Source organism: Tenacibaculum geojense, assembly GCF_042676005.1.
GTDB lineage: Bacteria > Bacteroidota > Bacteroidia > Flavobacteriales > Flavobacteriaceae > Polaribacter > Polaribacter geojense.
Genome location: NZ_JBHTJR010000014.1, coordinates 316,153 through 330,147 on the forward strand (window position 1 = coordinate 316,153; position 13,995 = coordinate 330,147).

Consider the following 13,995-nt stretch of genomic DNA (forward strand, 5'->3'; position numbering starts at 1 on the left):
GTTAAAATTGTTTTTAACCGATTTTTTATTAGATTTAACTCATGCAAAAATCTGATATTAAACGCCTTTTCGATTTTCCTTATTATCAACTGGCTAACCACACACAAGAAAAATGTTTTGTTTATAAGCAACATGATGCATGGCTAAACATTTCAACTCAAGAGTATTTAGAAACAGCTACTAAAATTAGTAGTGCTTTATTAAACTTAGGAGTAAAGCCTAATGATAAAATTGCAGTGATCACAAATAACAATCAGTATAAATGGTTTATGTTAGATGTTGGTGTATTGCAAATTGGAGCTGTTAATGTTCCTCTCTATCCTACTTTTTCAGATACTGATTTTGAATACATATTAAATCACTCTGATGCCAAATTTTGTTTCGTTTCTGATGATGAACTATATCAAAAAGCACATAAAATAGCAGGTAAAACTCAATTAGAGAAAATATTTTCTTTTGAAGAAATAAATGTAGACTACAGTTGGAATCACTTTTTAAGTAATGCAACTACTAATAACATTAATGAAATAGAAAACTTAAAAAAACATGTTTCTCCTCAAGACCTAGCTACCATTATTTACACTTCAGGCACAACAGGAACACCTAAAGGTGTAATGCTAACTCATGATAATATTACTAAAAATGTATTTTCTGTTGCTAAGAGAATCAATTTAAATGAAACTAATAAAAGAGTTGTTAGCTACTTACCTATTTGCCATATTTTTGAAAGAGCAAGCTCTTATTATTGTCAACAAATGGGATTTGAAATTCATTTTGCAGAGAGTATAGAATCATTAGGTGATAATTTAAAAGAAATTAAGCCTCATTTTATGGCTGTTGTACCAAGACTTCTAGAAAAAGTATTTGATAAGATAGTTGATAAAGGAAGTGAACTTAGAGGCATAAAAAAACAATTATTTTTTTGGGCACTACATTTAGCCGAACAATATCAACCTTATAAAAAAAATGGTTTTTGGTATGAATTTAAACTTAAAATAGCTAACAAAATCATTTTTACCAAATGGCGTGAAGCCTTAGGAAATCATTTAGAATTTATGCTTGCAGGTAGCGCACCAATGCAACCACGATTGGTAAGTGTATTTACAGCAGCTAAAATTCCTGTTTTTGAAGGCTATGGAATGACCGAAACATCCCCAGCAGTATCTGTGAGTGACATGAGAAATAACGGATTTAAATTAGGTACTGTTGGTAGAGTTTTAGATGATGTTAGTGTAAAAATTGCTGATGATGGAGAAATTCTAGTTAAAGGTCCTAATGTAATGAAAGGATATTATAAAAATGAAACACTAACTAACCAAACAATCGTTAATGGTTATATTCATACTGGAGATATTGGAGAGGTAGATGAAGACGGTTTTTTGAAAATTACCGATAGAAAAAAGGAAATATTTAAAACATCAGGTGGAAAATATATTGCTCCAGCTGTTCTTGAAGCCGAATTAAAAAAATCTAGATTTATAGAACAAGCTATGGTTATTGGAGAAGGTGAAAAAATGCCAGCTGCCATAATTCAATTACATTTTGATTTTATTAAACAATGGGCTAAAAAGCATCGTTACACCATTTTAGATATTACTTCTGATGAAAGATTAATAAAAAGAATTCAAAAAGAAATAAATATTTGCAATAAAAAGTTCGGAAAATGGGAACAAATTAAACGTTTTGAAATAACTAGTGATGAATGGACAATAGAAGCAGGACATTTAACTCCAACTTTGAAGATGCGTAGAAAAATCATCAAAAAAATGTATGAAAAACTATATAATAAAATATATAATTAACAGATATTCAAAACATAAGCTTAACTTGTAAAAACAACATAATTTTTATAATTTGCCAGACGCAAAACAAACGAACTTATGGCGATTGAAATTACACGTCTATTTGACTTTCCCTACTATCAATTAGAAAAGTACAATTTAGAAAAATCTCTTACTACCAAATATAATGGTGAATGGAAATCTATATCTACTAAAGAGTATATAGATAAAGCAAATGCAGTAAGCCGAGGTTTACTAAGATTAGGTGTACAACCTAATGATAAAATTGCTGTTATCTCTACTAATAACCGTACTGAATGGAATATTTGCGATATAGGTATATTACAAACAGGAGCACAAAGTGTACCTATTTACCCTACTATCTCAAAGGAAGATTATGAATATATCTTAAATCACTCAGAAGCTATATACTGTATAGCATCAGATAAAGATATTATAGATAAATTGAATCAAATTAAAGGTAATACACAATTAAAAGGTGTATATACTTTTGATGAAATAACTGGAGAAGCAAATTGGTCTGAATTATTAGATTTAGGTGCTGATGAAAGTAATCAAGCTGAAGTTGAAGAGCGTAAAAACAATGTTAAATCTGATGATTTAGCAACCTTAATTTATACTTCTGGTACTACAGGAAGACCAAAAGGTGTAATGTTATCTCACAAAAACATTGTTTCTAATGTTTTGGCTAGTGAAAAACGTGTACCATTAGAATATGGTAAATCAAGAGGTTTAAGCTTTTTACCAGTATGTCACATTTTCGAACGCATGATCTTGTATTTATATCAATATTGTGGTGTTTCAATTTATTTTGCTGAAGCTATTGATAAACTAAGTGAAAATGCTCAAGAAATTAAACCTAACGTAATGACTGCCGTTCCTCGTTTATATGAGAAAATTTACGATAAAATTTACGCTAAAGGAGCAGAATTAACAGGTATTAAAAAGAAATTATTTTTCTGGGCTATCGAACTAGGTTTACAATATGAACCATACGGAGCAAACGGATGGTTATATGAAAAAAAGTTAGCGGTTGCAAGAAAACTAATTTTCTCTAAATGGCAAGCTGCTTTAGGTGGTGAATTAAAAATTATGGTTTCTGGAAGTGCAGCTTTACAACCTAGATTAACAAGAGTATTTACTGCTGCAGGAATGCCTGTAATGGAAGGATATGGTTTAACTGAAACTTCACCTGTAATTGCTGTAAACGATCAAAGAGATGGTGGTTTTAAAATTGGCACTGTAGGAAGAATGATTGATGGTGTTGAAGTTAAAATTTCTGAAGAAGATGAAATTTTAGTTAAGGGTGACAATGTGATGATTGGGTACTACAAAGATCCGGAAAAAACCGCTGAAGTATTAAAAAATGGATACTTCCATACGGGTGATAAAGGAAAAGTTGAAAACGGTTTCTTAAGCATTACTGGTCGTATTAAAGAAATGTTTAAAACTTCTGGAGGTAAATATGTAATACCTACTTTATTAGAAGATAGATTAAAACAATCTCGTTTTATTGAGCAAGTAATGGTAGTTGGTGAAGGAGAGAAAATGCCTACTGCTTTAATTCAGCCAAACTTAGACTTTGTTAAAGAATGGGCAAAACGTCATAAAACTTCAATTAATAGTATAGAAGAAGCTTCTAAAAATGAGCAATTAACAGCTCGTATTCAAGAAGAGATCGACGAATGCAACAAACATTTTGGTAAATGGGAGCAAATTAAACGTTTTACCATTACTCCTGATGAGTGGAGTATAGATGGAGGACACTTAACTCCTACTATGAAGATGAAACGTAAAATCATCAAAGAAATTTACAAAGACTTGTACGAAAAAATGTACGATAGAGCATAAAACAAAATCCGTAGTTAATTCTACGGATTTTTTATTTTTGCGCATTATTAAAAATACACATGGATAAATTAATTGATTTTAAAACTAATATTTCAAACCTAGAAATACCTAAAACAATTAATTACCCTTACAATTACACTCCATATAAAATAGCACAAGTTGCTTCAGAAGAATTACAGTGTTATTTAGAAAGCGAAATAGTTTTTAAACATAACTTCGGTATAAAAAATAATAATGAAAATGCTTTAGGGAAAATGTTTGGTGTATTAGTTGTTCAAAATTCTAAAGGAAAAATAGGTTATTTAGCTGCTTTTTCTGGTAAAATAGATAACTCGCAAGTTCATAATTATTTTGTGCCTCCAGTTTCTAATATTTTATCTGACTATAATTTTTACAGAAAATCCGAAGATAAAATTAGTGATATAACTAATCAAATTGAAACTATAACTAATAATCCTGAGTATATAAAGGTTAAAGCTGAATTTGAAAATTTAACCAATATACATGAGCAAATACTAGCTTCTGAGAAAATTAAAATTCAACAAAAGCGACAAATAAGAAGAAGTAATTATAAAAAAAAGAAACAATTAATTGATCGTAAGGAACTTAAAAAACTTCAACAAGAAATGAATCAACAAAAATTAAATGAAGATTTTTTCTTGAATGAATATAAAATTTATCTTGATCAGAAAATAAAACCTATAAAGGAAGCCTATGATTTTTATAACCAACCTTTAGATAAAGTATTAAGTAAGCGTAAAAAGCTATCTGCTAAAGCTCAAGAAGATATCTTTGATAGTTATAACTTTATAAATGCTAAAAAAGAAGAAAAATCTTTAAAAGATATTTTTTCTCAACACAAAACAAATATACCTGCTGGTGCTGGTGATTGTTGTGCTCCTAAATTATTTCAGTATGCTTTTAAAAACAACCTCTCTCCTATTGCCTTAGCAGAATTTTGGTGGGGAAAACCTTTAAAAACATCTATAAGAAAACATAAAAATTATTATCCTGCATGTGTTGGTAAGTGCAAACCTATTCTATCACACATGTTATCAAATACTAACGTAAGCAATAACCCATTAACTAATAAACTATCAATGAAAATTGATTTAGACATTATTTATGAAGATGACGTTTTATTAGTTATAAATAAGCCAGAGGAATTTTTAACAGTTTCTGGCACTGAAATAGAAAACTCTATACATAGTATTGTAAGACAAAAGTATCCAACAGCCACAGGCCCTTTAATCGTTCACAGATTAGATATGTCAACATCTGGTGTATTATTAATAGCTAAAGAAAAAAGTATTCATAAAGCATTACAAGAGCAGTTTATAAACAGAAGCGTTAAAAAACGTTATTTAGCTGAATTAGATGGAATACTTGAAAAAAATGAAGGTACTATTTCGCTTCCTTTAAAAGTAGATTTTCATAACAGACCTCAACAAATGGTTTGTTTCAAACAAGGAAAAAATGCAACTACCCACTTTAAAGTTTTATCTGTAAAAAACAATAAAACACGCTTGTATTTATATCCAATTACAGGACGAACACATCAACTAAGAATGCATACCGCTCATCCTCTTGGTTTAAATACACCAATTATTGGTGATGATTTGTACGGTAAACGAGCTAACAGATTGCATTTACATGCAGAATCTCTAACATGTAAACATCCTGTAACTGGAAAAACAATGAACTTTTCAGCTCCTTGTAATTTTTAATCTTTTAAAAGTAACGGACAACTCTTTTTAAAACGCTCTAATCTTGGAATAGAAACGCTTTTTACATACGGGTTGTTAGGATTTCGTTCTTCAAAGTTTTGATGATATTCTTCTGCTACATAAAATACATCAAACTTACTTACCTCTGTTACAATTTTACCATTATACTTCTCTTTATTTAGTGTATTAATGGTATTTTTAATAATGTTTTTTTCTTCTTCTGTTTGATAAAAAGCAATAGATCTATATTGTGTGCCAAAATCTGGATACTGTCCATTTAAAGTGGTAGGATCATGCGATGCAAAAAAAGCGTCTACTAACTCTTGAAAAGTTACTTTTTCAGGGTTATAATAAACTGCAACGGTCTCTGCATGCCCTGTAGTTCCAGTTCCTATTTGTTGATAGGTTGGATTAATAACATGCCCACCAGAATATCCTGATACTGCTTCTTCTAAACCTTTTATTCGTTCATAAATAGCTTCAACACACCAAAAACATCCGCTGGCAAAATAGGCTACTTTTTTATTGTTTTGTGCATTCATTTGTAATGATATTAATACCAATAGTAAACTAAAAAATTGTTTCATTGTTTTGTATTTAGTGCATTGGTCGTACAAAATTACGAAAACAAACAAAAAAGCTACCCGAAATTCATCAGATAGCTTTTTCTTACAAAAACTAACAAAGTTCAATAATTACTTATTGAAGATTTTTATCTCCTTGATTAGGATTATAACTGTAATTAAACGTATAATATCTTGAATTGTCTAAATCTGATGAATCACCGTCTTTGTAATACGATAAAATTTCCATCTTAGCATAATGTCCGTTATGTGTTTTTACAATAATAACGGTGCCTAAAACAGGAGAAATTAAATGTGTTTGTCCGTTATAGGTATACCAACCATTTCCACTACCTGTAGGTAAAGCATACGTATTAGCAGCATCTTGAGTAAAAAATTCATCAGAAGGAGCAGTAACAACTTCAGTAAAAATTCCATTTTCTAATGCTATAGCACCATTTCCAGTTCTTGAAGGCTCATCTGTTAAACCTATTTCTGATCCTCCATTAACAATAATAGAAGTACCTCTAAAGGCGACATCCCAATTTTCTCCTGTTACAACCGCTCCTGTTGAAAAACTAAATTTTGTAAATTCTCCTGATGTTACAGGCGGATTTTGAGTATAATCTGTAATTACTGGCGCATGTAAATTTACCATTTGACTACTTACATTTGGATCTACTAAAGAGATAGTTTCATCATCTGAACATGATGCAAATCCTAAAGATATAATAGCTACTAATACTAGGGTTTTAAATTGTTTCATTTTAAATTAAATTTTGATTTATATATAATGTTAAATAGTTAATAATATACTTGAGAAGAATGTTCTACCGAGTTGTAAAACACTATCGTTATTCATAAATTCTTGATAATTATGATTTTCAATTCCTGTATCATTAAAAAGATTATTTATACCAAATTGAAGACTTAGTCTATTAAATAGTTTTTTTTGTAATGACATATTAACTTGTGTATTAGACTTTACAAAAGCATCATAATTATCTATAATTCCTGAACTACCATTGGTATCAAACAGTGCATATTTACTTCTGTAAAGCACTCTTATATTTCCAGAAACTCCATTTTTGTCATTGGTATAAAATAGCTTTGCGTTGGCTGTATGTTTTGATCTATTCGCTAACCCAAAATAATTACTGCTTGATAATCTTTCTGTTGGAGCATTAGTATTCCTTTTAAAAAAAATATTACCATTTTTAATTGCTGCTAACTCTTGTTTATCACCAGTATCTAGGTATTGGTAACCAAACACTATTTTTACTTTATTGTTTATATCAAATGAAGTGTCAAACTCTATACCTTGCGTAAAAACACTTTTTCTATTTTCATACGTAAAGACATTGGTATTAGGTAAATTTTCATCAATAATTCCTAATGAAAATGTGTTTATTAAGTCTTTGATATCATTTCTAAATAAATTAATACCTAACTCAAGGTTTTTAATAGGTTTAATAGTAAAACCTAAATTATAGCCTATAGAACTTTCTGGAGATAATTCAGACTTTAAATTTTGTACTTCAGTTACAGTAGGATATAGTTTTTTTATTGTTTCTGATCCTAAAACAATATAACCGGAACTTGTATTTCTAAAATTGAAAAACAATTGTCTAAAATCAGGGGTTTTATATCCAAAACCAATAGACCCTTTAATTGAAAAAGTATTGGATAGTTTGTGATTTAAAGAGACTTTAGGACTAAAAGCAGGTGCAAATTTGTTAAAATGATCATACCTTGCTCCTATTACTACGTTAGTGTTTTTCCATAAATCAGTATCTAGTTGAGCATATACATATTGAGAGTTAAATGTTTCTTTGCCATCAAAAAACGTTCTATCTAAAGCATCATAATTAGCACCAATACCACCAATTAAATCGATATTTTTAAATGCTATTTGTGTTTTAATCTCCGGTCTAAATAAACTCTGATTAAACTCTGATAATTCATTATTAAAAATACTTGATGTTTTATAATTAGTGTAATACAAAGAATAATTAAGCTTCCAATCACTATTTATTGTATGATTAATAGTTCCTGTTAAGTTTAAATCGTTTCTTTTAGAATTTCCCTGTGGCTCAATAAATTGTTCTGTAAAATATCGTTGCGAAATTGCAGCTTTTATATTGTCTGATATTTCATAAGTAACTCCAATATTATTTGTAAAGTTTTGATATGGATATCCTGTGTTTGCTGTGGTTGCAGGTGATAAATCAAAAGCACTTGCAGAATTTGCATTAATGGCGGCTTTTAATGAGAGTCTATTATGCTTATGTAACACATTAGATGATAAATCTAATTCGTCTTTAGCTCCAAACCTAGTTAGGTATTTGATGGTTGCTTTTGTAGCATTATAGGTTGGCTCTTTAGTTATAATGTTTATTACTCCACCCATAGCTTCAGACCCATATAAAGCTGAGGAGGGACCTTTAACAATTTCAATCTGTTTAATGTTACTCAAAGATAATCTACTTAAATCTAAGTTACCTGATGTTCTTCCAATAACAGGTAAACCATCAATTAAAACCAGAGTATACTCAGCATCCATACCTTGCAATTGTATTCCTTTACTACCTCCAAAATCACTTACGTAGTTAATACCCGTTTGTTCTAATAATATTTCTTGTAATCTCACAGAACCAACAGCTGCTATTTGTTTTGAAGACACTAAAGTAACTGGCATTGGTAAAGAAGATAATTGTCTTTTAGTCCTGGTTGCTGTTATCACAACATTATCTAGCTCATTATTAAAGATAGAATCTAATTTTTGTTCATTGCTTTGTGCTATTAAAAAGCTATTGAAAAAAAACACACTATATATTACTTTCTTATTTAGAAACATTCTTAATAATTTTGATGCAAATGTATCATTTATTTTTAATCAATCTAAATAAATTTTATATTTTTGTAGAATAATAAAAAATCAATTAAAAAATGAGAAAATATATTATGGTTAGTTTATGTGTGATAGCATTCATCAACACATTACAAGCACAAAACAAAAAAGACAATGCAGCAATTAAAGAGATGTGCGGATGTTTTGAGGTTACTTTTAACTTTGCAGAAACATTTAACTACAGTAAAGATTCATTATACAAACCCTCTAAAAACAAACTATCAAAAGGACTAGAATGGGCTCAATTAATTGAGGATGAAAAAGAAAAAATTTCTATTCAACATTTATTACAAGTAGGCAATCCTGCTAATCCGCATATAGTTAAACATTGGCGACAAGATTGGATGTATGAAAACCAAAATTTTTACATGTTTAACGGAGATAATCGTTGGAAATATATCACGAAACCTAAATCTGAAGTAAAAAAACAATGGACTCAAAAAGTATATCAAGTAGATGATAGTCCACGTTACGAAGGATCGGGATCTTGGGTACATATTGATGGTAAAAGTTATTGGGAAAGCACAACTGATGCTCCATTACCAAGAAGAGAATATACTAAAAGAAGTGACTACAACATTACTGAAAGAGGGAATAGACATGAAATAACTTCTTATGGTTGGTTACACGATCAGGATAACAAGAAAATTATTAGAAAAGATGGGGAAAAAGATTTTATTTTAGCACATGAAAAAGGATATAACACTTATGTTAGAGTTGCTGATGAAAAGTGTAAAGCTGCTCAAGACTGGTGGATTAAAAACCAAAATAAATGGCAACTTGTAAGAACTAAATGGAATGAGGTTTTTAATAAAAAAACAGATTTATCATTAGAACAAAAAGTTGATAATAAGGTATTATTTAAACATCTATTTGATGACACTATTGATACTGAACCTGAAATTAATAAAGTAATAGAATCTTTTGTAAAACAATAAATATGCATTCATCATATCTAAAAAAATTAATAACCATCACATTATTTGTGGGTTCCATGCAAATAAAAGCACAAGTTAAAAATGTGTTTTTAGACAGAAGTTTCTGGAAAACAAATCCTACAACTGCTACTATTGATCAAAAAATAAAAGAAGGTAATAACGTTTCACAGGCTAATGGGGCTAATTTTGATGCTACAGTTTATGCTATTTTAGAAAATGTTGATAATAAAACCATTAAACATTTACTTACCAAAAATGGAAATGGTGTTAATAAACTAACTCATGACGGTAGAACATACATTTTTTGGGCTGCTTATAAAAATAATACCGAATTAGTAAAACATCTTATTAATAATGGAGCAAATACTAATATTCTAGATGATAAAGGTTATTCTGTATTAAATTTTGCTGCCGTTGGTGGTGTTACAAATACTAAATTATATGACTTATTATTAGCTAATGGTGCTAACCTTACTAAAGATGTAACTCCTAAAGGTGCAAATGCTTTACACTTAGTAGCTCCAAACGTTGACAATTTTAAGGTTATTGATTACTTTATCTCTAAAGGTTTATCAATAACTAGTACCGATAACGATGGAAATACAGTATTTAATTACGTAGCTCAAAAAGGAAACACTAAAATGTTAGACTTATTAATAAAAAAAGGGGTTCCTTACCAATCATTAAACAAAAACGGTGGTAATGCCATGATTTTTGCAACTAAAGGAGCAAGAAGACATACCAACTCTCTTAACTTTTTTAAATATTTAGAAGGCTTAGGTATTTCACCTAACATTACCACTAAAAACGGAACTACACCTTTACATAATTTAGCTTATAATAATAAAGACCTAGCTTCTTATAATTATTTCATAAGTAAAGGAGTAAATACAAATCAAGCTGATAAAGATGGTAACACTGCGTTACTGAATGCTGCATCAAGAAACTCTTTAGAAATTATAAAATTATTGGTACAAAAGTCTGATAACATCAATCATACTAACAATAGTGGATACTCTGCTTTAACTAAAGCTATGCGAAATTCACCAGAGGTTATTGAGTTTTTATTACAAAAGAAAGCTGAAGTTTCTGTAAATGATAAAAAAGGATACAATTTAGCTTACCATCTGTTTAAAACATACAATGATAAAAATATAGTTGACTTCAATAAAAAATTAACATTATTAGAAGCAAATGGTTTAAAAACAGCAGCAATAAACAAAAACGGATCATCTTTATATCATTTAGCTGTTGAAAAAAATAGTACAAGCATGATTCAGTTTATTAAAAAGTATGCCATAGACATTAACACTAAAAATAAAGATGGACTAACACCTTTACAATTGGCTGTTATGGTAGGTAAAAATCACGAGCTAATTAAATTATTAATTGCAGAAGGAGCAAATACATCAGTTACCACAGATTTTGATGAAACTTTGTACGATTTAGCTAAAGAAAACGAAGCTTTAAAAAATACCGATATCAATTACTTAAAATAAACCCTTATAAAATGATAAAAAAAACAATATCATTAGTAGTCATAGTGCTTACTTTAATGGCTTTTTCAATACCTACTAGTAAAAAATACAAGTGTATGATACAAATGAAAAACTATACTGGTGAAGGAGCCTATGTAGTAATTTCATTAATTAATCCTGAAGGTTTGTATGAAAAAACCTTATACGTTCAGGGAGATGATGAAGAATGGTATCATGATATTACTAGTTGGTGGAATTTTCAAGGAAAAGTAAGATCGGACATCGATGCTATTACTGGAGAAACTATTAGCGGCGGAAATAGAGCAATTAGTGTTATCGAAATTGATGATTCATATATTGACGCTGGTTATAAATTACGTTTTGAAACAGCTGTAGAAGATCAAGAATACTACGAAAAAGATGTAGAAATTAATTTAACAGCTGCTTCTTTAAAAGGTAAAGCAGAAGGCGCTGGATTTATAAGATATGTCCGATTAATGCCTCAATAATTTATGAAAAGTATCACATCTATATGGAGATATAGCCACTTTATATTGGCTGTATCTTCATTTGTTTTTATCACCATTGCTTCCATTACTGGTATTATTTTAGCTACAGAGCCTATTTTAAATAAAACCAAATCACAATCTATAAGTAATTTACATACAATCACACTTCAATCTGTTATCAACAAACTTAAAAATGAATATGATGAAGTATTAACCGTAAAAGTAAATGAACATAATTTTGTTGAAGCCGCTGTGATAACCAAAAATGGCGATAATGATACTTTTTATATCAACCCTGAAACTGCTAAAAAAATTACAAAACTTAAAAACCGTCCTACGCTTTATAAATGGACTACAAGTTTACATCGATCTTTATTTTTAAAATCTACTGGTCGATTTTTAGTTGCTTTCTTTACGTTTTTACTGTTACTAATTACTATTAGCGGTATCGTATTAATAAGTAAAAGACAAGGTGGAATACGTAATTTTTTTTCAAAAACTGTAAAAGAAAATACACATCAATACTTTCATGTTATTTTAGGAAAATATACTTTAATACCGCTATTAGTAATAACATTAACAGGTATATTTTTATCGTTAGAAAAGTTTGAGGTTTTACCTAAAAAAAACAACAACCATATAATACAAACTACTTCAGATACTAAAAAGTCAGCTCTTAATGAAATTACCTTAAATCAAGTTAAAAACATTGAGTTTCCTTTTTCTTCTGATGAAGAAGATTATTTTATTATTCAATTACATAACGCTGAAATATTTGCAAACCAATATACAGGTGCAATAATTAGCAAAAAAAATATTTCTTGGATTAAAAAAACTAGTAATCTTAGTTTAGACTTGCACACAGGAAATAGCTCTTTAATTTGGGCTTTTATTTTACTTATCAGCACTTTTAGCTTATTGTATTTTATTTTTTCTGGTTTTTCTATTTATTTCAATCGAAAAAAACATCAATTAATTAAAAATAATTGTAGTAAACAAAAAGCTGAAATTATCATACTTGTTGGATCTGAATCTGGTAGTACTTATAGTTTTGCAAATTCATTAATTAAAGCATTAAGAAAAACCCATAAAAAAGTATTTGTGGATGTTTTAAATAATTATACCCATTATCCAAATGCGAAAGAACTTATTGTTTTAACGGCTACTTATGGTGATGGTGAAGCGCCTTCTAACGCTAAAGATTTTTTATCCAAAATACCAAAAACTAATAATAAAAACGTCATAAACTTTACGGTGGTTGGCTTTGGTTCATATGCTTATCAACATTTCTGCAAATTTGCTTTTGATATTCATGAAACTTTAAATAGCAATCCTAATTTTAACAATATAATACCGTTAAAAACTATTAACAATCAATCTTTTAATGATTTTAAAGATTGGGTTTTAGATTTATCAAATTATTTTAATACAAATATTCCAATTGTTCAAGAGCATAAAAAGACACAAAAACAATCTTTATTTACGGTAAAAGATAAAACAGAACTCAATACAGATGATACTTTTTTATTGACACTTTCTACTAAAAAATCATTTGAATCTGGAGATTTATTAGAAATTACACCAAAACAAGATTCAATACCTCGCTATTACTCTATTGGTAAGGTTAACAATTTAGCTATAATAAGTATTAAGAAACATGAATTTGGAATATGCTCTAACTTTCTAAACTCTTTAGAAATCGAAACTACTTTTAAAGCTCGCATTAAAAAAAATCCAGAATTTCATCTACCTAAAAAAAACAAAGAAGTATTATTTATTGCTAACGGAACAGGCATTGGTCCGTTTTTAGGAATGATTAATTCAGCTCAAGCAAATAAGTATTTATTTTGGGGTGTACGTACTTCAACTTCCTCTAAAATTTACATGCCTATAATTAACCGTGCATTGCAAGAAAAAACATTAAATGGATTTTTTACCGCTTATTCCAGAGAAGAAAATAAAATGCATGTGCAAGACATGCTTATAAAAGAAAAAGAACTCGTCTCTTCAATTTTAAAAAACCAAGGAGCAATATTTATTTGTGGTAGTATACAAATGATGAACGGTGTACTTACAACTTTAGAACAAATTTCTAAAGAAAACCTTCAACAACCACTAAATAAAAACCTTATAAAAACAGACTGCTATTAAGCAAAACTATTGTTTACAACTTTGTTTGTTTGTAGTTATCTTGTTTGTTACATTTGCTATGTAAA

Annotated in this window: 10 protein-coding genes; 7 read left to right on the plus strand and 3 right to left on the minus strand. The window is 29.1% G+C overall.

Going from position 1 to position 13,995, the window contains the following annotated elements; translation table 11 throughout:
- Window positions 1-41: 41 nt before the first annotated feature.
- The 3 genes from ACFQ1U_RS02065 (at window position 42) to ACFQ1U_RS02075 (ending at window position 5,380) form a co-directional block, all read left to right on the plus strand.
- A complete protein-coding gene (locus tag ACFQ1U_RS02065) occupies window positions 42-1,802 on the plus strand; it encodes an AMP-dependent synthetase/ligase (RefSeq protein ID WP_386104798.1) in 1,761 nt (586 codons plus the stop codon).
- 78 nt (window positions 1,803-1,880) lie between these two features.
- Window positions 1,881-3,653 (plus strand): AMP-dependent synthetase/ligase, encoded by a 1,773-nt coding sequence (locus ACFQ1U_RS02070; protein WP_386104799.1) that lies wholly within the window; start codon window positions 1,881-1,883, stop codon window positions 3,651-3,653.
- Window positions 3,654-3,712: 59 nt separating this feature from the next.
- Entirely contained in the window at window positions 3,713-5,380 is a 1,668-nt protein-coding gene (locus tag ACFQ1U_RS02075; RefSeq protein ID WP_386104801.1) for an RluA family pseudouridine synthase, read from the plus strand.
- On the opposite strand, the gene msrA is transcribed toward ACFQ1U_RS02075, so the two are convergent.
- From msrA to ACFQ1U_RS02090, 3 genes are all read right to left on the minus strand, one after another.
- Window positions 5,377-5,967: a peptide-methionine (S)-S-oxide reductase MsrA gene (msrA, locus tag ACFQ1U_RS02080; protein ID WP_386104803.1), complete on the minus strand. Its 591-nt coding sequence runs from the start codon at window positions 5,965-5,967 to the stop codon at window positions 5,377-5,379. The genes ACFQ1U_RS02075 and msrA overlap by 4 nt on opposite strands.
- A gap of 112 nt (window positions 5,968-6,079) precedes the next feature.
- Window positions 6,080-6,709 carry an HmuY family protein gene (locus tag ACFQ1U_RS02085; RefSeq protein WP_386104805.1) on the minus strand — a complete coding sequence of 210 codons (630 nt, stop codon included), beginning with the start codon at window positions 6,707-6,709 and terminating at the stop codon, window positions 6,080-6,082.
- 30 nt (window positions 6,710-6,739) lie between these two features.
- Entirely contained in the window at window positions 6,740-8,800 is a 2,061-nt protein-coding gene (locus tag ACFQ1U_RS02090; RefSeq protein WP_386104807.1) for a TonB-dependent receptor plug domain-containing protein, read from the minus strand.
- A 92-nt stretch (window positions 8,801-8,892) separates the two neighbouring features.
- Between ACFQ1U_RS02090 and ACFQ1U_RS02095 the strand changes: the two genes are divergently transcribed.
- From ACFQ1U_RS02095 to ACFQ1U_RS02110, 4 genes are read left to right on the plus strand one after another with little or no spacing between them, the layout of a single operon-like run.
- Window positions 8,893-9,792 (plus strand): DUF6607 family protein, encoded by a 900-nt coding sequence (locus ACFQ1U_RS02095; protein WP_386104809.1) that lies wholly within the window; start codon window positions 8,893-8,895, stop codon window positions 9,790-9,792.
- A gap of 2 nt (window positions 9,793-9,794) precedes the next feature.
- Window positions 9,795-11,291, plus strand: a complete 1,497-nt coding sequence (locus ACFQ1U_RS02100; protein WP_386104811.1) for an ankyrin repeat domain-containing protein — start codon at window positions 9,795-9,797, stop codon at window positions 11,289-11,291.
- An 11-nt stretch (window positions 11,292-11,302) separates the two neighbouring features.
- Window positions 11,303-11,779, plus strand: a complete 477-nt coding sequence (locus ACFQ1U_RS02105) for a DUF2271 domain-containing protein (RefSeq protein WP_386104813.1) — start codon at window positions 11,303-11,305, stop codon at window positions 11,777-11,779.
- A 3-nt stretch (window positions 11,780-11,782) separates the two neighbouring features.
- Window positions 11,783-13,930 (plus strand): PepSY domain-containing protein, encoded by a 2,148-nt coding sequence (locus tag ACFQ1U_RS02110; RefSeq protein WP_386104815.1) that lies wholly within the window; start codon window positions 11,783-11,785, stop codon window positions 13,928-13,930.
- Window positions 13,931-13,995 lie beyond the last annotated feature (65 nt).

Coding starts and splice junctions, on each gene's coding strand:
- ACFQ1U_RS02065 (WP_386104798.1), top strand. CDS start 42: ATGCAAAAATCTGATATTAAACGCCTTTTCGATTTTCCTTATTATCAA.
- ACFQ1U_RS02070 (WP_386104799.1), top strand. CDS start 1,881: ATGGCGATTGAAATTACACGTCTATTTGACTTTCCCTACTATCAATTA.
- ACFQ1U_RS02075 (WP_386104801.1), top strand. CDS start 3,713: ATGGATAAATTAATTGATTTTAAAACTAATATTTCAAACCTAGAAATA.
- msrA (WP_386104803.1), bottom strand. CDS start 5,967: ATGAAACAATTTTTTAGTTTACTATTGGTATTAATATCATTACAAATG.
- ACFQ1U_RS02085 (WP_386104805.1), bottom strand. CDS start 6,709: ATGAAACAATTTAAAACCCTAGTATTAGTAGCTATTATATCTTTAGGA.
- ACFQ1U_RS02090 (WP_386104807.1), bottom strand. CDS start 8,800: ATGTTTCTAAATAAGAAAGTAATATATAGTGTGTTTTTTTTCAATAGC.
- ACFQ1U_RS02095 (WP_386104809.1), top strand. CDS start 8,893: ATGAGAAAATATATTATGGTTAGTTTATGTGTGATAGCATTCATCAAC.
- ACFQ1U_RS02100 (WP_386104811.1), top strand. CDS start 9,795: ATGCATTCATCATATCTAAAAAAATTAATAACCATCACATTATTTGTG.
- ACFQ1U_RS02105 (WP_386104813.1), top strand. CDS start 11,303: ATGATAAAAAAAACAATATCATTAGTAGTCATAGTGCTTACTTTAATG.
- ACFQ1U_RS02110 (WP_386104815.1), top strand. CDS start 11,783: ATGAAAAGTATCACATCTATATGGAGATATAGCCACTTTATATTGGCT.